General features: G+C 49.7%; 20 protein-coding genes. 14 read left to right on the top strand and 6 right to left on the bottom strand.

Annotated elements, in window-relative coordinates; translation table 11 throughout:
- The first annotated feature begins 395 nt into the window (after window positions 1–395).
- Window positions 396–866, top strand: a complete 471-nt coding sequence (mobI, locus tag ACH5Y9_RS01020; protein ID WP_445368175.1) for a conjugative transfer protein MobI(A/C) — start codon at window positions 396–398, stop codon at window positions 864–866.
- Window positions 867–1202: 336 nt separating this feature from the next.
- Here the strand turns inward: mobI and trfA are convergent, their stop codons facing one another.
- The gene (gene trfA, locus ACH5Y9_RS01015; RefSeq protein ID WP_445368174.1) at window positions 1203–2069 is read right to left on the bottom strand and encodes a plasmid replication initiator TrfA; all 867 of its coding nucleotides are present in this window, start codon (window positions 2067–2069) and stop codon (window positions 1203–1205) included.
- An 8-nt stretch (window positions 2070–2077) separates the two neighbouring features.
- Window positions 2078–2632: a hypothetical protein gene (locus ACH5Y9_RS01010; protein WP_445368173.1), complete on the bottom strand. Its 555-nt coding sequence runs from the start codon at window positions 2630–2632 to the stop codon at window positions 2078–2080.
- Between the two features lie 240 nt (window positions 2633–2872).
- Between ACH5Y9_RS01010 and mobH the strand changes: the two genes are divergently transcribed.
- The 4 genes from mobH (at window position 2873) to ACH5Y9_RS00990 (ending at window position 8746) form a co-directional block, all read left to right on the top strand.
- Complete coding sequence (gene mobH / locus ACH5Y9_RS01005) at window positions 2873–5047, top strand: MobH family relaxase (RefSeq protein WP_445368172.1); 2175 nt, start codon at window positions 2873–2875, stop codon at window positions 5045–5047.
- Window positions 5044–6888 carry a conjugative transfer system coupling protein TraD gene (traD, locus tag ACH5Y9_RS01000; protein WP_445368171.1) on the top strand — a complete coding sequence of 615 codons (1845 nt, stop codon included), beginning with the start codon at window positions 5044–5046 and terminating at the stop codon, window positions 6886–6888. The genes mobH and traD overlap by 4 nt, the downstream gene beginning before the upstream one ends.
- Window positions 6885–7517, top strand: coding sequence for a DUF4400 domain-containing protein (locus tag ACH5Y9_RS00995; protein ID WP_445368170.1), 633 nt, complete (start codon window positions 6885–6887; stop codon window positions 7515–7517). Before traD ends, ACH5Y9_RS00995 begins: the two co-directional genes overlap by 4 nt.
- A 92-nt stretch (window positions 7518–7609) precedes the next feature.
- Window positions 7610–8746, top strand: a complete 1137-nt coding sequence (locus ACH5Y9_RS00990) for a hypothetical protein (RefSeq protein WP_445368169.1) — start codon at window positions 7610–7612, stop codon at window positions 8744–8746.
- A gap of 9 nt (window positions 8747–8755) precedes the next feature.
- Here the strand turns inward: ACH5Y9_RS00990 and ACH5Y9_RS00985 are convergent, their stop codons facing one another.
- Window positions 8756–10045 (bottom strand): Y-family DNA polymerase, encoded by a 1290-nt coding sequence (locus ACH5Y9_RS00985; protein ID WP_445368168.1) that lies wholly within the window; start codon window positions 10043–10045, stop codon window positions 8756–8758.
- Window positions 10046–10047: 2 nt separating this feature from the next.
- A complete protein-coding gene (locus tag ACH5Y9_RS00980; RefSeq protein ID WP_445368167.1) occupies window positions 10048–10533 on the bottom strand; it encodes a LexA family protein in 486 nt (161 codons plus the stop codon).
- A 106-nt stretch (window positions 10534–10639) separates the two neighbouring features.
- On the opposite strand from ACH5Y9_RS00980, the gene lexA reads away from it, so the two are divergent.
- The 7 genes from lexA (at window position 10640) to ACH5Y9_RS00945 (ending at window position 16910) form a co-directional block, all read left to right on the top strand.
- Window positions 10640–11266, top strand: coding sequence for a transcriptional repressor LexA (gene lexA / locus ACH5Y9_RS00975; RefSeq protein ID WP_445368166.1), 627 nt, complete (start codon window positions 10640–10642; stop codon window positions 11264–11266).
- A 9-nt stretch (window positions 11267–11275) separates the two neighbouring features.
- On the top strand, window positions 11276–12682 hold the full coding sequence (locus ACH5Y9_RS00970) for an exonuclease domain-containing protein (protein WP_445368165.1): 1407 nt from the start codon (window positions 11276–11278) through the stop codon (window positions 12680–12682).
- Window positions 12675–12911 carry a TIGR02450 family Trp-rich protein gene (locus ACH5Y9_RS00965; protein WP_445368164.1) on the top strand — a complete coding sequence of 79 codons (237 nt, stop codon included), beginning with the start codon at window positions 12675–12677 and terminating at the stop codon, window positions 12909–12911. Before ACH5Y9_RS00970 ends, ACH5Y9_RS00965 begins: the two co-directional genes overlap by 8 nt.
- A gap of 21 nt (window positions 12912–12932) precedes the next feature.
- On the top strand, window positions 12933–13598 hold the full coding sequence (locus tag ACH5Y9_RS00960; protein ID WP_445368163.1) for an SOS response-associated peptidase: 666 nt from the start codon (window positions 12933–12935) through the stop codon (window positions 13596–13598).
- A 108-nt stretch (window positions 13599–13706) separates the two neighbouring features.
- Window positions 13707–14015, top strand: a complete 309-nt coding sequence (locus ACH5Y9_RS00955) for a hypothetical protein (RefSeq protein WP_445368162.1) — start codon at window positions 13707–13709, stop codon at window positions 14013–14015.
- A 177-nt stretch (window positions 14016–14192) separates the two neighbouring features.
- Complete coding sequence (locus ACH5Y9_RS00950) at window positions 14193–15545, top strand: DarT ssDNA thymidine ADP-ribosyltransferase family protein (RefSeq protein WP_445368161.1); 1353 nt, start codon at window positions 14193–14195, stop codon at window positions 15543–15545.
- A gap of 9 nt (window positions 15546–15554) precedes the next feature.
- Window positions 15555–16910 carry a macro domain-containing protein gene (locus ACH5Y9_RS00945; protein ID WP_445368160.1) on the top strand — a complete coding sequence of 452 codons (1356 nt, stop codon included), beginning with the start codon at window positions 15555–15557 and terminating at the stop codon, window positions 16908–16910.
- A 153-nt stretch (window positions 16911–17063) separates the two neighbouring features.
- On the opposite strand, the gene recD2 is transcribed toward ACH5Y9_RS00945, so the two are convergent.
- Window positions 17064–19259, bottom strand: a complete 2196-nt coding sequence (gene recD2, locus ACH5Y9_RS00940; RefSeq protein ID WP_445368159.1) for an SF1B family DNA helicase RecD2 — start codon at window positions 19257–19259, stop codon at window positions 17064–17066.
- Between the two features lie 6 nt (window positions 19260–19265).
- The gene (locus tag ACH5Y9_RS00935; RefSeq protein ID WP_445368158.1) at window positions 19266–19817 is read right to left on the bottom strand and encodes a hypothetical protein; all 552 of its coding nucleotides are present in this window, start codon (window positions 19815–19817) and stop codon (window positions 19266–19268) included.
- Between the two features lie 168 nt (window positions 19818–19985).
- On the opposite strand from ACH5Y9_RS00935, the gene ACH5Y9_RS00930 reads away from it, so the two are divergent.
- A complete protein-coding gene (locus ACH5Y9_RS00930) occupies window positions 19986–20543 on the top strand; it encodes a hypothetical protein (protein ID WP_445368157.1) in 558 nt (185 codons plus the stop codon).
- 57 nt (window positions 20544–20600) lie between these two features.
- Entirely contained in the window at window positions 20601–20909 is a 309-nt protein-coding gene (locus ACH5Y9_RS00925) for an integration host factor subunit beta (protein WP_445368156.1), read from the top strand.
- The last annotated feature ends 189 nt before the right edge of the window (window positions 20910–21098 follow it).

The raw sequence follows: 21098 nt of genomic DNA, 5'->3' as shown, positions 1-21098 counted from the left end.
CTGCAATAAATTGCGATTTAGGCATTTGTTGCAGGGGTTGGCTGATTTTGAATCGGTACTATCAGCGATAGGTTGTGATGAGATCAAAACCTGCTCAGGAATCCTCAAGATGTTTTCCTGATGATTCAGGGAAAGCTCGCTGAGAAATTGCCTGACTTGCTGCGATGTATGTTTGAACAGGGATTTAGCCAAGCCAAATTGACAAGGCTAAAGGCAGTTAAGTAGCCATTTTTCTGAAACCATTTCCCTGATAGTTCAGGGAAGCCCCGCTGACAAAACCTGATCAGGATTTACATCTCATCGAATGCCGATGGGTTTATAGCCCTCGATTTTTACCCACGTCTTCCTCAGGGAAACGCAACCTAAATCCCTGAAGTTAAGTATTAGGATTTTCGATGAGTAATGAACAACACACTGAAAACGCGGAATCGCCGCCCGATGATCCCATCCTATCCTGGATGCAAAGCCAGTCTGAGCAATTACATGCACATGCCCGCATGTTGGTCGATGATTATTGGCGACAACTCAATCAGAAACACAAACAGGTCTCGTTGAAAGAACGTGGGCATATAGGTGTGCGGATTCGTCGCCGAGATACCAGCTTGACCTTTAGCATCGAATGGTACCGAATGGCCACTCTGCGACAAAACGGTCAGAACAAACCCATCTGCCAATATTTGAAAAAAGGTCTGGGTCATCGCTATTCCCTGCAGAGGACATTGAGAGGCGAACCAGACTGGTCGCAGCGCTTGGTTGAAGACTTGGAAGACGAGTTTGCAAGGCTTCGCAAACAATTGGCATTGCTTGGTAAATTGCGCGATGCCTATCGGCAGTTGCAAATGGCCATGCATTCCAACTCAGCATGAGAAAAGGATGCCTAGGGTAAGTTATCCACAGAGGCGTAGCCCCTTATTAAGATTAAAAAAAGATTATAAATAGATTAGCACCCGTTTTTTTGAGTCATTGAAAATCGCTGTAGGTCACGCCAGACAGGGTCTGCAGCGATTCTCAAAAGAGATGGATGCGTCGGTCGAATGCCGTGAGTTTTGTCGGTCGAATGCCGTGCTTTTTGTCGGCCTAATGCCGTGTCCGTCGGTCGAATGCCGTGCCACCGTCGGCCTAATGCCGTGTCGGTGTCGGTCGAATGCCGTATCGATGGCGCTCGACCGGGCCAAAATAGCGTCGGTCGAATGCCGTGCTTTTCAGTGGCTGTTGCCGTTTAAAAATCGCTGCTGAGTCGGGGATGGGCGTTTTTGGAGTTTGACGGCTTCATCGCCAATCACGTAGCTTTCGATACTACCAATGCTGACCAATGCATCCAGAGCTTTACGCAAACGGTATTTGAAATCACGCAAAGTCTTGGCACTGCTTCCGCTCAATCGGTGGATCGTCGCGACTTTCATCGGGTATGGCGCTGCATGCGAAGATAAGAATCCGTGGAGCCATAACGCCAACGGTTGCTTGCGCAATTGCTGCCGCTGTTCAAACTCAATATGGGTATATCCCTCTTCGAATAGCCGTAACATGGATTCGGTCAACTCCACGACATAACGTTGAGTGTTTTCGTCACGGTAGTAGCGCAGAAAGCCTTTTTCACCAAAGGTATGTCGGCCTTGAAAGGTGATTTCAACAAAAGCGCCACCTAACCGAGCCATGGACTCTTTCAGCCATTCATGCTGACTTTTACCACTGCTGCGGCCGAGGGACGCCAATAGCGCATAGGCACTAAACGTGACACAGAAACCCGGCAATTGCTGTCTGGACAAATGCACGATCTGCATCCAAACATCAAGATCCGATTGATTCAACTGGACGCCTAAATAGCGCACTTCGATACCGTCTACGGCGGCCAGTAGAGTGCGTTTTTTGTAAGCGATCCGCTCATTACCCTGAACGCCGGCAAACAAGGCGCTGCGCAAACAGGCATTAGGGGTACCTCGCATACCGTTGGGCCATTGCGGCAACGTGACTAGAGCGTTGGATTGAAGTTGTTGCGTTTTTTTTCGAGTGACCAGCTTTTGAAAACGGTCTTCCAGATTGTTCAGAGCATCACTTGTCGTGTTGGTCATGATGCCACCTATTTGAACAAACTGCGAGGATCACAGCCATGCCGCATCTGTTCAGGGATCTCGGTTGAATCGATCAAGGCCCGTTCTGAGAAGCTCATATCCAACTGATGACGGCAATATTTTCGCCAGGCTCTTTCGATCTTAGATGGCTCGTTGTCCGCATCCATGGCGAATCTGCTTAGCGCAACGTTCACATCAGATCCGTTTGAAATCTTGTCAGATGTTTCCTGAGTGACAGGATAAACGCCGTCGGTTACCGATCGCCAGTTTGGTTCCGATTGTCTAACGACATGTTCAATAGCTGACGGACGCCATACGGCACCGCCTAGTCCACCCAGTTGCCAGGCACTCTCCTGTCGCCAAGGGTGTTCTGTATCCACGATCAATGACTCGATGATGGATTGATTGATGGTCAAATCATCATAGACGGGCGATGTGCAGGCTGCGCCAAACATCAGGGGTATCAAGCATAAAACGGGAGATAACCGTTGTTTCGAAAAATACGGGGTTGGTGCATTCATGATGACTCCAAGCTTTGAAAAGCCCCGTACATTAATCATCATTTTTTCAATTCATCCTGCAATAAATTGCGAATTCGAAATTTATTGCAAGATCAATTGAATTTTTCTCTGTCAGGATGCGCCGTTATGGAAACGACGTATCCGACTTTCTTTCAGCGATTGAGTCAACGCCTTTGGGGTGATAAAACACCTATGCCCAAGGAGACAATCGCATCTAGCGAGGAGATACCCCGCTATCCGCCGTTCATGAAGGGATTGCCTGCCGCTCCTGTGGAACGCGTTTTGGACACCCAAAATGAGCTGATTCAATCGATCGAGCAGGCATTGGCACTACCTGATGCGCTATATCAGACCATCGCGCTACCGGTCATTACGCGCTATGCCGCATTCAGTCATTTGTTGCCGGCCTCCGAATCACATCACCATCGCGGCGCCGGTGGTTTGTTTCGGCATGGCCTTGAAGTCGCACATTGGGCAACGCTGGCATCGCACGGTTCGCTGTTTGCAACCGACACCACACCCAAAACCCGTAAAACCTTGGAGCCGCGCTGGCGATTGGCCGTGTGTTTTGCCGGTTTATTGCACGATATAGGTAAACCAGTGTCCGACATTGCAGTCACCGACAGTCAGGGACTGCACACCTGGAACCCTTGCGACGAAAATCTGATCGACTGGGCGACACAACACAATATCGATCGCTATTTTTTGCGCTGGCGAGAGAACCGTCATAAGCGCCACCAACAGTTTTCGGCACTGGTTATCGAGCGGGTGCTGACCCGTGAGTCGCGCGCCTACCTGCTGGAACCGGGGCCCGAGATCATGCAAGCGCTATTGGAAACGTTGCATGGTCTGGATCGCGGCAGCAAGCTCTACGAGTTAGTGGTTACCGCTGATTGCAAAAGCGTGGAACGCGATTTGAAGACCCATGCGCATTCGGTCGATGCGGCGTTGGGCATGCCGGTCGAGCGGTATCTGTTCGATGCGATGCGGCGCTTGATTAAATCCGGCCACTGGTTGGTCAATGACAAAGGCGCCAGAGTATGGCGATTTCAATCCGGTGTGCATATTGTTTGGCGGACTGGCGCGCAAGACATCGTCGGTTTGCTGGCCAAAGACAAAGTGCCCGGTATTCCGCGCGATGAAGATACCTTGGCGGATATTTTGATCGAACGTGGTTTGGCAATTCCCAAACGCGATACCGCAGGCCGCCAGTATCGCTATTGGCGCATCAGACCGGATGGTTTAGATGCCGTGTTTTACATGCTGCGTTTGGCATCGTTGGAATCAATTTTCAGCAATGAGCCGCCGGCTGCGATCGAAGGATTTGATGTTGAGGACGAGGAATCTAATACACCATCCCAACCAGGAACCAAATACCAGGCATTGCCGGAAAAGACTGAAGCAGTCAAATCTCGCAAACCGATCAAACCCAAGCAGGTTTCGCAGTCATCATCAACCGACCGCGAGATGCCAACCTTGGCGGTCATTCCCGGTGGCAATAGCCAAGCGCAGCTCTCGTTATCCCCAGCTATGCCCGTTGAATCGGATAACGGTGATACCGACAAACCCACCACCCTTGTCGAGGACGCATGCGCGCCGAGCGTGGATGGCGATACCAAGTCTTCAGCAGACCCTGTAGCGGACATCGTGACTGAGCAAACCCAATCCCAATCCATCCAAGACCTGGAAGCCTTATGGCTCCGCAATCATGGACAGGCCGGCTCGTGGCTGTTCGAGATCGTAACCCGAATCGCTCAGGGGCAGTGGTCATGGAACGGCGACCTCTTTGAAAGACAAGGCAAATGGTTTTGCCTGTTTCCAGACGTTCCGCAAAAACTGCAAATCGAAAGCGAGGTGTTCATTCAAGGATTGGTCGATCAAAACTGGTTAGTGACCGATGTGTTGTCTCCGATGCGTAAAGTACAAAACCTAGGGCAGCAACGCGTTGTACAACTGGCTGAGGAACCTGCGCAGAAGCTATTGCGCATGATAGGCGATTTATCGATTCAATCATCGAATGCCACACCAAATGCATTGCCTGCTGAAAATGTCGAAGTCAAACCAGGCAATCGTACCGATCCCGTCAATCCATCGACCCTTCAAAAGTCCACCCAGCAGCGAAACGCCAAAACCAAACTACGCAGTCACAAGCAACAAGCAGACCCCGACGTAACGTCGGCTACGGTCACGGTTTCAGTCAAACCGAGCGCTGACGACGTCATTCCGAGTGTGCAACCTGGGCAAGATTTTCCGGCGGTGGGCGTGTGGATCTCGACACTGCGCATCCATCCCGATCAGCAAGACGACTGGATCACTGTTTCTGATGACGAACTCGGAGTCTACCTCGACGCACATCCCGACTTGAAACGCTACGAGTTCCTGCGCGAGATCAGTCAGCATCCTGACTGCCAAGTGCTGGGACGTGGGCAAGGCATCAAAGTACGGGTTAAGCCATGAAATCCGATTACGACTACCAGTTTCCCTGGCGACCCATCTTCGAGGTGTATGCCATCTCGGGCTGGCTCGGCGGTGCCGGTTTGGCGCATTTCACCAGTCGCTGGTCGGGCCTACCGCGTGAGCCGTTCGACTGGTTGATGACCGCGTGCGGGGTGATGGCGTGTTGGCGATTGTCGCCGGCGCTGAGTCTCTGGTACCGCAAACGCCGATTGCGGCAGTTTCGGTTCCAATACCTGGATGCCGAAAAGCTGGCAGGCATGGTGAAACAGCATCCCGAGGCCTTGTGGTTCGGCTGGGGATTCGATTGGGTGCAAAAGCATGCCCAGTTGGCCTACGAGATTTTGAAACGGGATGTCTCGACCCTGATTCCCAGCGATCATCAACGCATGGGCTCGGCCTGGATACATGGATTGGAAGTGTCCGAAAGTGATATTCGTCAGCCCTTGCAGCATACCGCCGGCCATACGTTGCTGGTCGGTACCACCGGCGCCGGTAAAACCCGCGCCTTTGACGTGTTGGTGACGCAAGCCGTGTTGCGCGGTGAAGCGGTGATCATCATCGATCCCAAAGGCGACAAGGATTTGATGGCTTGTGCCAAGCGCGCCTGCACCTTGGCGAAACGTCCGGATCGATTTGTGTATTTCCACCCGGCGTTTCCGGAAGACAGTGTGCGCCTTGATCCCTTGCACAATTTCAACCGGCCGTCGGAAATCGCCAGCCGCATCAGCGCCATTTCGCCCAGCGAAAGCAGTAACGATCCGTTCAAAGCCTTTGGTCAGAAATCGCTGGATAACGTGATTCAGGGCTTGATGGTGATCGAGGAACGGCCAACCTTGGTCAAGCTGCGCCGTTACCTTGAAGGCGGACCATCAACGCTGGTGATTCAAGCCTTGGAACGCTATTTCGACAACAACCTCGGTCATTGGCGACAAGAGGCGCGGCCTTACTTGAAGAATGCCAAGGAGATTGATTCCAAAGCGCTGGGATTGGTGCGGTTTTACCGGGAGGTCGTGCAGTACCAACTACCCAATTTGGATTTGGAAGGCTTGTTATCGTTGTTCGAACACGACCGGGCACATTTCAGCAAGATGGTCGCCTCCTTGATTCCGATCATGAACATGCTGACCTCCGGTTCGTTGGGACCTTTGCTGTCACCGAATCCCCATGACGTGGATGATCTGCGGCCGATTACCAATACCGGCCACATCATCGAAAAAGCCCAGGTCGCTTATATCGGTCTGGACTCGTTATCGGATGGCATGGTGGGCAGTGCGATTGGCTCGATTCTGTTGGCCGACTTAGCCGCCGTCGCCGGCGACCGTTACAACTACGGCGTCTCGGAGCGACCGGTGAATGTTTTTGTCGACGAAGCGGCGGAAGTCATCAACGATCCCTTCATTCAAGTCCTGAACAAAGGCCGGGGCGCCAAGATTCGGCTGTTCATTGCCACCCAGACCTTTGCCGATTTTGCAGCCCGCACCGGTTCTCAGGACAAAGCCCGCCAGGTACTGGGTAACGTCAATAACCTGATCGCGCTCAGGATCATGGACAGCGAAACTCAGCAGTACATCACCGACAATCTGCCGAAGACGCGATTGAAATACATCATGCGCACCCAGGGCGTGGCCACCAGTGCGACTAATCCCACCGTGTTTTCCGGCAATGTCGGTGAACGCCTGATGGAAGAAGAAGGCGATTTGTTTGCGCCGCAATTGTTGGGTCAACTGCCGGACTTGCATTACATCGCCAAGTTATCCGGTGGCCGGATCGTCAAAGGTCGTTTGCCGATACTGCGGTCGGAATTGGATCAACAACGAAATCGTCAAGGCGCTGGCTCATGACGCGCAATCTGCTGTTCAGCCTGATGCTTTGGCTACTGGAAGTGATCCTGGTGGCCAGCTTTGTGTCAGACCGCTGGACGCGTGAACTGCAGCGCGCCGAAGATCAAATGATGATCGGCTATTTTGGCGCCGATAAAGAATCGCAGATCAGCCACACCGCGCAGCGTTGGTTTGATCGCTTGTTCGTCACCACCGGCATCCGAAACAGTGTGTTCCGCTACTTCATCCCCACCGAGCGCGAACGGCAGATGTCCAAAGGCTTCGAGGATGTGGGACGAAACGATTTGTTTCCCTTTATCGAAAGCCGACTCAACGTGCTGTGGGACACGATCTTTCAAATGATCAAGCGCCTGACCACCGCCTGCATCTGGTTGCCGTACCTGGCAGCAGCATTGTTGCCGTTTGTCGTCGACGGACTGGTGCGGCGCAAAATCAGCCAGACCAACTTTGATTACCCCAGCCCCATGGCGCACCGCTACAGTCTTTATCTGATTTTAGGCGCGCTGTATCTGTTGTTGGTCAGCTTGACCCTGCCGTTTCCGATTCCACCGCAAGCCATCCCGGTGGGCGTTTTTGTCGTGGCTTGCGCCGTCAACGTGCTGTTGGCCAATACGCAAAAGCGGGTGTAGGCAAATTATGGATGTCACCAGCTACCTACACCGGACGCTCCACAAAAATTCATTTCCAGTTTACCCCTCAACCTCAACCCAGGAGAAATGATATGCAAAGCCATTCCGTTATTGATGCCACCTCTCAGCAACTCGTCCAGGCACTCATGACAACCTCTTATCACCTTGCCATCAATCCAGAATCGTCGGTGTCCCAATCGTATTTGCAGGAAATGATCGAGAACTGTGTCGAGCAAGGTCAGGACGATATTTTGATGTCTGCCATGCAACGATCGACTGACATCGATGGGCGTTTACTGTTAACCGAACGCATTATTTCGGCTGCCGAATTAACGCACGTAGGGTCAGCGTCTGCCCCAAATGCGGCGGCGATCGTATTTGCCATTCCGATGGCCATCATCACCGATCTTGATAAGGCGTTGCCGAATCGCATCGCCAATCCTCAACGTATTCAACAATTGTTCCAAACCTTCGGACTGATCAATGATGGCCACGCTATCGCAATCCATGATGAACTATTCGCAGCCGAAGAAATTAACTGGTTACCCAGCCAAATTCGTCACATCAACCGTCAGTTAACGCAACAAGCTCTGTCCTGCATTTCATACTCGGAATCGAACCATTCGTTCAGAACGCATCTCACGCCGAGTCCGGAGGGGCGCATCGTTTTGCGGTTTTTGGTTGGGGTGGTGGTTTGGGATGATCCGACACGTCAATTGTTTTGTTCAGAGATGGACCAGGCATTGAATCAACCCAGGCTTGAACAATGGTCCGAAGCCTTCAAAGAGGATATGAACGGCCAAACTGGGCACGTCATCTGGGATATTGCAACACCTAGTGCGCTCAGCATGGCCGTTTCACCGGGCATCTATTTGCTGCATGCCGTCGGCTTTTTCTACACGGCATCGTCGGAAACCCAAGATCATCAAACATCAAAAGCACTGATCAGTACACACGGTGTCGATGGCGTACCCAGTGAAATTCGGGTGGCATTTTTCGATAGTGCTGAAGAGCTATCAACCGTATTCGTTTGGCCGCTCTTGGCAGACCATGAGGCTGAGTCAGTATTTGAAGACATCATTGAACTGTTGAACAAAGTCAGTGTACCCCGCGTCGTTTTCGCCGCGCTTCTCCCCATCATCGAATTCACAGGTAACTTCGATCGCTATTTTGAATTGATGTGTATACAACTGGAGTCGGAGCAACCTCAATCGCACAACTTGCATTAAGTCATGGGGTTAGCGAACGATGACCAATTCTCGCCAATCGGTGGTGTAGCGTTGTGAAATGCGTTCGGCTTTGGGTTTCCAACTGTTATCGAAGCCCGATGACGCGATCGTAACCGCTTTGGGAAAGCGTCGATTGATGGTGTCTAGGGTTTGCATGAGGATGGCGTTATCGGGCGGCGAACCCTCGCAGCTCAAGTCGAAGAGATCGAACTGCGAGGGCGATGCGGCAGGTCGAATAGCGCTCAGTTGGATACCGCATTTTTGATAACTAAAGCCAGGTTTGTAGATGGCTTTTAAACTCGACAGTGCGACGCGAATAATCGTGCGGGTATCCTGGGTGGCGGCCTCCAACTTAACGGTCGCCGATCGCTGGTACTGGGGATCTTGAACCGCAAAGGGATTGGTGCGAATAAACACACTGACGCAACCGGTCACAGACTGCTGCCGGCGTAGCTTTTCCGCCGCTCGGGTACAGTATGCCGACAGGGCTCGACTTAACTCCTCAAGCTCTGTTAGTTTGCGACTGAAGGATCGTGAACAGACAATCTGTTGTTTATCCGGCGCCACGTCTTCCAGATCAAGACAGGCGGTACCGTTCAGTTCCATGACCGTACGGGCGACCACGACGTTGAATTGCGCCTGGATGGTTTTAGGCGACTGGTTGGCCAGGTCCCAGACGGTTTGAATGCCCAACTGATTAAGACGTTTTGTGGTTTGCCGGCCAATCCCCCAGACTTCATCGACGGGGACGATTTTCATCAGTTTTTCCCGACGGATGGGGTCGGTAAGGTCGAGGACACCGCCGGTTTGTTTCCATTTCTTGGCGGCAAAGTTGGCCAGCTTGGCCAGGGTCTTGGTTGGTCCCATACCGACACAGACCGGAATGCCGGTTTGCCGAGCAATCGCCTTGCGGATGCGTTGGCCATAGGCCATGGGATCTTGATAACAAGGATACACGCCGGTTAAATCCAAAAACGCTTCATCAATGGAATACACTTCCATGCGCGGCGTAAATTCTTCCAGCAAACTCATCACCCGTGCCGACATGTCCGCGTACAAGGTATAGTTCGACGAAAACAGTTGGATTTGATGCTGATTGACCAAGTGCTGCACCTGGAATAAAGGCACACCCATTTTGATGCCTAAATCTTTAACCTGCTGGCTACGCGCCACTACACAGCCGTCGTTATTGCTGAGCACCATGACCGGTTTGTCATTGAGGTCCGGCCGGAACACGCGCTCGCAACTCACGTAAAAATTGTTACAGTCGACAAGGCCGATACGTGCTTGTTCCGTCATGATCAGACAGGATGGATGACATTGGTGACCGTCCCCCAGAAAACGGTTTCTAGGTCATCGGTTAAGGGAATATCCGGATACGCAGGGTTTTCGGCTTTCAAACGCCATTGGCCATCGGTAACGATTAGACGTTTCACCGTCAATTCGCCGTTGACCGCGCAGATCACGATCTTATCGGGCATCGGCTCCTTGGAGCGGTCGACCACCAGAATGTCGTTGGGATGAATACCGGCACCGAGCATGGAATCGCCCTGGGCGCGGACAAAAAAGGTTGCCGCCGGTTTTTGAATCAGCAATTCCTCCAAATCCAGTGTCTTTTCCACATAATCATCGGCCGGCGATGGAAAACCCGCGGCTACTTTGCTGATGAACAGCGGCAGTCCTCGGTTTTTTCCCGGCTTGGCAAGATGAAACCAATCCAATCCATCCCGAATTGGGGGTAAGGGTTGTGCGGGGTTAAGGATCGAAAATGGCAATGATTCGGTCATGGGTATCACGGTGAGCTAAAAAAATTTTAACGACATAAGACTACCATCGAAAACACAAACGTTCTATGATTGTTCTCAATTTAGTTGAGCCGTAATTATTTGTCGCATGAGCGCCTTAACCCGAAAACAACAGGCCATTTTAGATTTCTTGCTCGATAACCAGGCACAGTTTCCACGGCCACCGTCGTTGAATGAACTGTGTCAGGCACTCGGCTTGAAATCACGGGGCTCGTTACATTTGACGTTGAGCGGCTTGATCAACGCCGGTTTTGTCGAAGCCATGGGGCTCAAACATCGAGGGGTTCGGTTGACGGAAAAGGCCTTCGCATTGCGTGAATCTGGCCAACATAGGCCCCAGGCTTTGCCTTTAGTAGGCAGCATTGCCGCCGGTAAACCGATCGAGGCGATTGAGCATACCGAATGGATTAATGTCCCCGATCAAATTCGTACCGAACAGTCCTGTTATGTGCTCAAAGTTAAGGGGGATTCCATGATCGAAGCCGGCATACTCGATGGCGATTGGGTGATCATTGAACATCGCAGTCACGCCGACAACGGTGACATTGTCGTCGCGCTGATCGACAATCAGGAGGCCACCTTGAAAGTCATTGAGCAAACAGCGGATGAGGTGTTATTGATTCCCGCCAATTCCAGTATGGAAGCCATGCGTTTCAATCCATCGCAAGTCAGTATTCAAGGCGTACTGGTCGGCCAGATGCGCAGTTACCGTTAGGACTGGACCATGCAACCCTTAGCCTTTGTCGACCTGGAAACCACCGGCGGTTCTGCCACGAAAGACCGTATTACCGAGATCGGCATTGTCCTGGTAGATGACGATGGCGTGCGGGAATGGAGCCAACTGGTGCATCCGCAAATGCGCATTCCGTTGTTCATCGAACAGATGACCGGCATCAGCAACACCATGGTCGAAAACGCACCCACCTTTGAACAGGTGGCCACGGAAGTCGATGCCTTATTGCAAGGCCGGTTGTTCATCGCCCATAACGCCCGCTTTGATTACGGGTTTCTGAAAAATGAATTCAAGCGGGTCGGTATGCTATTTAAACCGCAAGTACTGTGCACCGTGAAGTTGTCGCGGGCGCTTTATCCACAGTATCACCGGCACAATCTTGATAGCCTGATCGAACGCCATCAACTCACCGCCAAGGAACGTCACCGCGCTCTAGCAGATGCCCAACTGATTCATCAGTTCTGGCAACATGCCCATCAGCAATTTTCCGTCGACGCCATCGAAGCCACGGTTAAGAGTCTGGTGCAGCGTTCCAGTCTGCCATCGCAACTGGATCCGAATTTGGTCCATGAATTGCCGGAAGGTCCCGGCGTCTATCTGTTCTATGGTGAAAACGACTTACCGCTGTACATTGGCAAAAGCGTCAATATCCGCCAGCGGGTACTTTCGCACTTTGCCGCAGACCATCGCCACGCCAAGGAAATGAGCTTGTCGCAGCAAACCAAACGTATCGACTGGATTGAAACCGGCGGTGAACTGGGTGCGTTACTGACCGAAGCCAAGCTGATCAAACAAATGACGCCGGTGCATAACCAACGACTACGGCGTAAAAATGCGCTGTGTGCTTGGCAATTGGCGCAAAAGCAGGAGCAACTGTTGCCGCGTCTGACTTGGGCCAATGAGCTAGATTTTGGCGTACAGGACAACCTCTACGGCTTGTACAGCAATAAACGGGATGCCGAAAAGGCGCTGCGCAGTTTGGCCGAACAACATCAGCTATGCCTGGGTGTGCTCGGTCTTGAAAAGATTGGCAGCGGCAAACCGTGCTTTGCACACCAACTGAAACGCTGCAAAGGTGCCTGCGTCGGCAAGGAATCCGGATTGGAACATGCCACGCGATTATTGACCGCCATGAGCAAACTGAAACTGAACAGTTGGCCTTATCCCGGTAGCATTGGTATTCGCGAGGCAGAGGATTTGCACATCATCGATCATTGGTGTTATCTCGGCACGGCGCATAGTGATGAGGAGGTCCACGTATTGTTGGGGCAAGGCAGACCAGCGTTTGACCGGGATACTTATATGACTTTGGTCAAGGCGTTAAAGAAAACGCAGGTCGTGCATTTACGCTCGAGTCCAACCCATGAATCTATTCGCAGGAGACATTCCGATGCCTGAATCAACTGCACGTCGATTGAACCCTAAAAAATTGCTGTTGAGTAAATGGACTGCCGCACTGCCCAAAAACAAGGAAAAGCATTTTCTGGTCACCCAACTGATCAAGCCCGAATTGCCGGATGCACCTATCGAACACATCGAGCTGGAAGCAGTGCATTCGCGCCGCAGCTTTATACTGCCATGGCGTGAGCTGACCGATACCGGGCAATGGTTACAAGGTTGGCAGTAAACCAGATCGGATTACAAAATCATGTGCGGACGATTTCAGCTAACTGTGTCACCTGAAGAAATTGCCGAGCATTTCCAACTCTCACGCCTGCCAAAATACCAGCCCAGCTACAATATTACCCCTGCGCGGAAAATCCTCTGTGTTGTCGAGTTGGAGGACAAATCGCTGAAAGCGGTCAATCTGTTCTGGGGATTAGTGCCGTCCTGGTCCAAAGACACCAAAAACAGCCATCACCTGATCAATGCGCGTGCCGAAACGATTCGAGAAAAACCATCGTTTCGAGCGGCATTTCAAAAACGCCGCTGCCTGATCGTCGCACAAAGTTTTTATGAATGGCAGAAATTGGATTCGGGCAAACAGGCTTTCCGTATTCATCGTCAGGACCATCAGTTATTTGCCTTTGCCGGGGTGTGGGAACAGTGGCAACACGAAGTCGAAACGCTGTATTCCTGCACGATCATTACCACGGCAGCCAATGAGCTAATGCAACCCATTCATGAGCGCATGCCAGTGATCATGCCGGAAGGGTGTTATCACGACTGGCTCAACATAACCTCCAATACAGATGACGCCTATGACTTACTTGAAAACTCAGCTTACGCCAATATGGTTACAACGCCGGTCGGCGATTGGGTGAATAATCCTAGACACGACGATATTCGATGTATAGAGCCAACAGTGAAGTAGAAAATCATGAGCCGCTTTTTGAGTTATGACAGATTTTGCTCTAACAGAGACTATGCTTCTATCACTTCAATTCAGAATGAAATGACAATTTGATCCGAGGAGCAGTCCGTGACGAAAAGGGTAATTTTCTGTTTGCTAATAATCCTGGCCGAATCCGCCACAGCAGCGATTGGAGGCGGTGACAATATCGATTTCGCACCACTCCCCAATGAGTTTTGCAATGACGATGCTCGACAAAAACATAAGAACCTTTTGAGTCAATACCCCAAAGACGAAGAAATCATCAAACTCAATGCCTATTTCATTGGGCTTTGCCAATTGGCGGCCGATGGAAACTTATCAGAGCATGACGCCAGCATTTTTTGGTCAGAACAGCGTGATAAATTACTTCAAGAACGGCGAGCAGTAAAAAATTGAAACGGGTTTGTTGATATTACTTTGAATGATCAGAATCGACGCTATCGACCCTAAGCAGCCAATGACGGTGAATTTGAACAGGCAAAAAAAGTCAGATAAGCTGCCATTCAATTGTCCGATTAGCTTACGTAATCGCACATTTCGATGTAAATATTTGGCTAAATGCAAAGGAGTTCTATGCCTATCCCTTCTTCCCATCAGTACCGATTCATTTATCATTTTACGCATATAGAAAATTTGCCTAGTCTCTTGGAGACAGGTTTTCTCGCGAATAATCACCCTAAGTTCCCAAAAGAAAACCATCTATCAGTAGCCGCGCAAGGTATTCAATACAGACGTGCCAAAATGGAGGTTCCTTGCGGCCCTGGCGGGGTAGTTCATGATTATGTTCCTTTGTACTTCGGCTCGATAAGTCCAATGCTTCTAGGGGTAATAAACAAAAAGAATATCGATCAATTTGAAATGCTCTACTTCGAGTTCCCCATATCGCTAATTTGTCGCGAAGATATAGTATTTACAGACGCATCGGCTAATACAGATCAACCACCAAATTTCTACTCCGATCCTGCCGATTTAGACAGGCTGAACTGGGACGAAATTAACTCGAAAAAATGGAGTTCGGCAAATGATACATTGCGACATCAACGTATGGCCGAGGTTCTTGTCCATTCAAACCTGCCTCTTCAAGATGCCACAAGGGTCGTAGTCTGGAATGAACACATTAAAAAACAAGTGTCACAACTTGTGCAAAAGGCTAATGTCACGTTTCCATCAATAGAATTCGAGTCGAGAGATCGTTATCACTGGTTTAAAGACTTTGCTATAGGGGATGGAAGAAACAGCGTTGTGATGGGGCCGCGTGAAATATTTCTTAATTATCAACAGGCTTGCGAGCAAACTAACGAAAATAAGGGGAAAGTCGAAAATACACCCTATGAAAAACCAAAGCAGCTACTTGAATCTTTGCGTGAAAACTTCGGTTGCATTCCTCAAACTGCGGAACTGGTAGGGCTCAGATCAGAAAATGGGGTTCATAAACAAACAGTCGATATGCACACCGTTGAAGTTGTCAATAAGCTTAAAGCGTTGCCAGAGTTTACACATCTGCCAATTGAGTTTCAAAACAGAGTTGAATTGGCCGCTTATCTTCACGATATTGGTAAGGGCCCTAAGTCTCGTTGGGCTACAAATAATGGAGTACAAAAAGTTGATCCTAATCATCCAATAGCCGCCATGCCTATGATGGTTGAGATTCTGACTCAATACATAGGAAAAGTTAAAAAGGAGAATGCCAACTTGATACTGAAACTGGTCTGTTATCACGATTTGGTTGGCGAGGTTTTAGGTAAAGATCGAGATGAGCAGCAAATTGTCGATGTAGCGGATAATGAACTTGAATTGGATATGTTGTTTGCTCTTGGCAAAGCAGATGCGACATCGTTATGTGAAACATGGTGGGACGATGATCAGGCTGAGTCACTTTATGATCGTTGTCTGAAAGCGATTAAACTAAAAAGTGGTCAGCAGTAAGGTGAAGCAATGATTGAGTTTACTAAAGGTGATATGTTCGCGATGCCGGTTGATGCACGCGTCAACACTGTTAACTGTAAAGGGGTAATGGGGGCTGGTGTTGCTCTAGCTTTTAAAAACCGCTATCCCGATATGTTTAAAGAGTATAAACAAAAGTGTCAGGACGGAACTATTCGCCCAGGGGCTTTACATGTTTGGAAAAACCTAATGGGGGATTGGGTTATAAATTTTCCAACTAAGCGAGATTGGAAAGAAAAATCACGCTACGAAGATGTTTCAGCGGGACTTGAAGCATTGCGGAGCTATCTGCAAGAACAAAAACCAGCTTCTTTAGCGCTTCCGGCATTGGGCTGTGGTCATGGTGGGCTTGATTGGAACAAGGTCTCGTCAATGATTAAGGAAAAGCTTGGCGATTTAGATACCAAGATTTTTGTATTCGAACCTGCTGACTCCCGTAACGCAGGGCGAATTGTTAATAGTGAATTATCGGATGAGCAAGTTCAGAATCTTAAAGAACTTGGCTTCAAATCTATCGAGCGCCCTCATCAATATACAAATGAAGGATTGCCAACAGTATCTTGGCTTAAAGGGGATGAATCACTTTTGAATCAAAAATGGGTTGCTTTGTTACCTTCTAAAGCGCCAGCAGAACGTGAATTAAAGGCATTGAATGCAATTGCATGCCAAATAGCCCTAGCATCAAAACAGATAGTGGTTGCACTAGTATATGCTAATCGCACTACAGAAAATATTGCCGATATTTTTTTGAAGCGCGGCATTTCCGTTGTCTTAATTTTGCCATTTTGCCCTCTGACCCGTAAATCTATTGGGTACACCTTATTCGACCAGAGAAATATACCTTTCTCAATAATTTCTGTGGCATCTCCAAACCAAGCGTGGGGGAGAACCATTTTTGCTCAGTCCATGAAAATGTTGCTGTCTGGAGCATTCTGCGCACTGTTTTCTGATCCAAGCCCAGAGTCTTTGAAGAATAACTCAATCCGTTCTTGGAGTGCTCGACCACTTTTCTATATCCGATATGAAAACCAATCAGACGATATACGTCATATGTTGGAACGAGAAGGGGTGCGCCCAATTGGCCGACGTTCAGATAGTGGCGAGCCAAATCTTATTCCGCTTTTAGGGGGAGGGGACTTTTCAGAAGCAAATTCAGAGCAACTTTTAGTTAAAGACAAAGGTTATTTGGATGACTCATTAATATTAGTTACCGCAACGCAACTTGAGGAGATTGCGGCTACCATTAAGAGCTCAAAAAATCCTGATACTACGGTAGGTATATTTATTACAAAGAATTTTATAGATAAAGACTTATCAGAGAAAATCTATCAGATATTAGCCCGGTAGGATGCGGCAAACAGCGTGCACCGCATTGATCGCGATTGGTGCGGTTCGTAAACTCAACACCCTACGCCTGCTTTTGGCTCTAAATTTGTCATTGGCATTTTGTTTCAACCGGCGGCAATTGGCCGTTCTCGACAAATTCAACCTTAACAATAGTCACGCAACATTGTTTAGCCTGGCCGCCAAATGAGTGATCCTGCGCTGTGATTGCTGATTCTTGACAGCCATCGCCAGCGCTTTGGGTTGGGCAATCACGACGACCAGTTGTTTGCCGCGCGTGACGCCGGTATACAGCAGATTGCGTTCCAGCAGCATAAAGTGCTGCATGGCCATCGGAATGACCACCACGGGATATTCGGAGCCTTGCGATTTGTGCACACTGGTGGCATAAGCCAGCGAAATTTCGTCCAAATCGCTGAATTCGTAGTCGACCTCCCGATCATCGAATAGGATCTTGACTTGGCTGTCCTCAAGATCAATGGATTTGATCACGCCAATGTCGCCGTTGAACACGTCCTTGTCGTAGTTGTTGATCCGCTGAATCACCTTATCACCCGGCGCATAAGTATTGCCGAAACGGGTAATCTTCGGTTCGCTGTGTCCGTTTAAGCGTGCTTGCAATTCGACATTCAACGATCGAGCTCCCAGACCTCCACGATTCATGGGTGTCAGGATTTGCACGTCGTTAACCGGATGAAAGTGGAAGCGCTGCGGAATCCGTTCAAGAACGACTTGCATCAATTTAGCGAAAATTTCCTCGGGTGTTTCAGCGTATAGGCAATAAAAATCGCTAAGAGCTTCAGTCTTATCCACTACCGGCATTTGCCCGTGGTTAATCCGGTGAGCATTAGTAATGATTTTGGAGGTACTGGCCTGGCGGAAAATCTCGGTCAGACGTACGGTGGCAATTTGCCCGGAATCTATGATATCTGCCAGCACGGATCCTGGGCCGACCGACGGTAATTGATCAACATCACCGACAATTAAAACCGCAGCCTCCGTCGGTATGGCCTTTAACAGCTCATTCATCAGCACCACGTCCATCATCGACGACTCATCGATCACTAAGCAACAGAGATCCAACGGGTTTTCGTCATTATGCTTGAACGCGAACTGCGTCGGATCAAACTCCAGTAGACGATGCACCGTTTTTGCTTCCATGCCAGTCGATTCCGCTAAGCGTTTTGCCGCTCGTCCCGTCGGCGCACACAAACCAATCCTAACGCGTTTCGCTTTGAGAATCTTGAGCAGGCTGTTGACCAGGGTGGTTTTACCGACACCGGGGCCGCCGGTGATCACCGAGACTTTATGTTGGAGTACCAATCGTATGGCCTCCGCTTGCGACTGCGACAAGGTCATGCCGGTTTGCTCTTCTACCCAGGGTATAGCTTTTTCCGCGTCAATCACACCCCATGGCGCATCGCCTTGATTCAATCGGTTCAGGTTGGCGGCACAACCGATTTCAGCGCGGTGCAAAGGCGTCAGAAAAATGAACTCGTCGCTGCCGTCGATTTCGGCGATCAAATTGCCTTCGGTTAATTCCGCCGCGATAGCCTGGTCGATAATCAGTAATGGAATTTCCAGTAATTTCGCCGCCATTTCGCAAAGGTTGCTGCGAATCGCGGCGCAATGGCCTTCGCCGGACCATTCCTGCAAGACATGCCTTACTCCTGCTTGGGCGCGTAGCAGCGATTGCGGGCCGATGCCCAACTTCTGAGCCAGCGTGTCAGCCGTTTTAAAGCCGATGCCGTGAATATCCAGTGCCAGGCGATAAGGATTTTCGCGCACTTTCTCGATGGCCTGCTCGCCGTAGGTTTTGTAAATGCGCACCGAACGCGAGGTGCCGACACCATGCGATTGCAGAAAGACCATGATCTCCCTAATCACTTTCTGTTCAGCCCAAGCACTGGTCACACGCTCCTGGCGTTTCTTACCAATGCCCGGTAATTCCAACAGACGCTCGGGTGCTTGCTCAATAACATCGAATACCTGCTCACCGAAGGTCTTGACCAGCTTTTTGGCAAAATGGGGACCGATACCTTTGACCATCCCGGAGCCGAGGTATTTTTCGATGCCGTCCAACGTGGTCGGCGGCACGATTTTTAACGAGATGGTTTTGAATTGCTGGCCGTGTTGGCGATCATTGACCCAGCAACCCAGGCATTCGATGTATTCACCCGCTGTGACACTAGCGGCCGAACCGATCACGGTAATCAGTTCCCGATAACCTTTGACCTTGACCCGTAACACGCAAAATCCCGAGGCCTCGCTATGGAACGTCACGCGCTCGATGGAACCATGCAGTTTTTCGACGGGATTGTCCGCATGTGCCGGCGCAGCCTGTGAAATCATTGGTTGCTAACCCTCGTCATGTTCGATAAACAGCGACGCTTGCGTGGGTTTCGCGTCATAGGTCGTGCCATCGATGACTGGAAACAAACGCTGATAAGGCACTAGCCAAGTATGCTGTTCACTGATCTTGACAGTGGCCGTTTTGGGGTTCAGCCGGATGACTTCGCCGAACAGTTCGTGGTTGTCCCGGCCCCTGAATCCTACGCGTGTACCGACTTGCAATGCACTTTTGGGAATCCCGGTCGTATGCGGTTTGGGTTGAATCGCTGTATCAACATCATCATCCAGATTGATGTAATAAAAAGGGATGTTCCAGTTTTTCTGGTCTTTGACGTTTCTCACCAAGCAACGCGTCTTTTGAATCTTCAAGATCACGGCATCGATCAAGCCGTTGGCTTGTGGGTCGAAATAACTAATCGATTGGCCGACTTTCAAGTGGTCTTTTATCTGCTCTACCCGAACCGGATTGATGAGTTCCTGATAAATGGCGGACTGTAATCGATGTAAATCAAAGAGTGATGCTTTATTGAGCGCTTCAAGTATTGCAGTGTAGTCCATGGCCGACGTCCTCCCGTTAGGCATTTTTATCATGATTTAAACGGGTTATATAGCGATAATCGGCACCAATAACCTTGTATCGTTAATGCAGTCATATTGTCGCAGAAGGCGCACAGAGCGCAGCACGTTGCATGCTGCGTTATACTAAATTGACTGACAGCACCTGAAATGGCGATTAAAGAAGCAGGCTTTATGGAGTATCTAAAACTATGCGTGGGTGAACGCTTTGATCATGACATCCCTGCGGAAGGTATGAGTATCGTCCTGGCCAATGGCACGCCGTTGCTGACGTTTAATTTTTCAGCATCTCCTCGAGAAATCCAGGCCTTTCTGAATGGCAATACATCGTTTGCGTTATTTGAAAAAGCCGGGCTCATTTTGTTTTTATTCAAAATCGACGGTTTTCTGGATTGGTCGGATTTGGCGTTTACTATTCATCTAGCGGGTGATGAGACGATTGAAGAGGGTGATGCTTATTTGCCCTTTAACTTGGTCTTGGTGGATTCAGAAACCAAAATTGTTAAAGGCCTACGCATGGTGACCGTTTCACCGGATTTCAGGTCAAGACTGGCTGAGTTGATCCGAAAACAAGCTTCAGAGCCATTCGATACGATGGCCTATTATCAAGCCATTGGCAACCTGTACGATCAATTTCCTGCTGCAAGTGATTTGCTTAAGCAGGCCGTTATCGTCGAACAGGGTGGCAAGACTCTACCGACGCTGTAATGACTTACGCCCATCGGCACCCGCTGCCCAATTGATTCAATTAACGATCCTCTGATAATGACTAAATCCCAGCTCATCGAACGCATCAGCCTTAAATTGCCACACTTGTTGCAACGCGATGTCGAAATGGCCATCAATATCACAATTGATGCGATGACCCATCATCTGGCACAAGGCGAACGTATTGAAATTCGGGGATTTGGCGGATTTTCAGTCAATCAGCGAGCTGCCCGAATGGGGCGTAACCCCAGGACAGGCGAACAAGTGAGTCTGCCCATTCGATACGCGACGCATTTCAAACCCGGCTTGGATTTACGTGAACGCGTCGAACTGTCAAGAACCGTGTTTCCCATCACGGATGATTAGACAATATATCTTCAGCAACACCAGTGCGCGATCATTGTGAGTTGCTTTTAAAACCAAAAATGCAAAGCGAATTGATTTCCTAAAAGTGCGTTTTCGGAAAAAAATTAATTAACCTTGCAATAAATTGCGAAATCGCAATTTATTGCAAGCTGATCGCTAAAAATCATCAGCAAAATAATGACCATCCTA

Source organism: Methylomonas sp. BW4-1 (genome assembly GCF_052474385.1).
Note: the sequence above shows the minus strand (reverse complement) of the source record. Positions and strands in the feature narration are given on the sequence as shown.

Excerpts from the sequence above, each read along its gene's own strand:
- mobI (WP_445368175.1), top strand. The coding sequence starts at position 396 with ATGAGTAATGAACAACACACTGAAAACGCGGAATCGCCGCCCGATGAT.
- trfA (WP_445368174.1), bottom strand. The coding sequence starts at position 2,069 with ATGACCAACACGACAAGTGATGCTCTGAACAATCTGGAAGACCGTTTT.
- ACH5Y9_RS01010 (WP_445368173.1), bottom strand. The coding sequence starts at position 2,632 with ATGATGATTAATGTACGGGGCTTTTCAAAGCTTGGAGTCATCATGAAT.
- traD (WP_445368171.1), top strand. The coding sequence starts at position 5,044 with ATGAAATCCGATTACGACTACCAGTTTCCCTGGCGACCCATCTTCGAG.
- ACH5Y9_RS00995 (WP_445368170.1), top strand. The coding sequence starts at position 6,885 with ATGACGCGCAATCTGCTGTTCAGCCTGATGCTTTGGCTACTGGAAGTG.
- ACH5Y9_RS00990 (WP_445368169.1), top strand. The coding sequence starts at position 7,610 with ATGCAAAGCCATTCCGTTATTGATGCCACCTCTCAGCAACTCGTCCAG.
- ACH5Y9_RS00985 (WP_445368168.1), bottom strand. The coding sequence starts at position 10,045 with ATGACGGAACAAGCACGTATCGGCCTTGTCGACTGTAACAATTTTTAC.
- ACH5Y9_RS00980 (WP_445368167.1), bottom strand. The coding sequence starts at position 10,533 with ATGACCGAATCATTGCCATTTTCGATCCTTAACCCCGCACAACCCTTA.
- lexA (WP_445368166.1), top strand. The coding sequence starts at position 10,640 with ATGAGCGCCTTAACCCGAAAACAACAGGCCATTTTAGATTTCTTGCTC.
- ACH5Y9_RS00970 (WP_445368165.1), top strand. The coding sequence starts at position 11,276 with ATGCAACCCTTAGCCTTTGTCGACCTGGAAACCACCGGCGGTTCTGCC.
- ACH5Y9_RS00965 (WP_445368164.1), top strand. The coding sequence starts at position 12,675 with ATGCCTGAATCAACTGCACGTCGATTGAACCCTAAAAAATTGCTGTTG.
- ACH5Y9_RS00960 (WP_445368163.1), top strand. The coding sequence starts at position 12,933 with ATGTGCGGACGATTTCAGCTAACTGTGTCACCTGAAGAAATTGCCGAG.
- ACH5Y9_RS00950 (WP_445368161.1), top strand. The coding sequence starts at position 14,193 with ATGCCTATCCCTTCTTCCCATCAGTACCGATTCATTTATCATTTTACG.
- ACH5Y9_RS00945 (WP_445368160.1), top strand. The coding sequence starts at position 15,555 with ATGATTGAGTTTACTAAAGGTGATATGTTCGCGATGCCGGTTGATGCA.
- recD2 (WP_445368159.1), bottom strand. The coding sequence starts at position 19,259 with ATGATTTCACAGGCTGCGCCGGCACATGCGGACAATCCCGTCGAAAAA.
- ACH5Y9_RS00935 (WP_445368158.1), bottom strand. The coding sequence starts at position 19,817 with ATGGACTACACTGCAATACTTGAAGCGCTCAATAAAGCATCACTCTTT.
- ACH5Y9_RS00930 (WP_445368157.1), top strand. The coding sequence starts at position 19,986 with ATGGCGATTAAAGAAGCAGGCTTTATGGAGTATCTAAAACTATGCGTG.
- ACH5Y9_RS00925 (WP_445368156.1), top strand. The coding sequence starts at position 20,601 with ATGACTAAATCCCAGCTCATCGAACGCATCAGCCTTAAATTGCCACAC.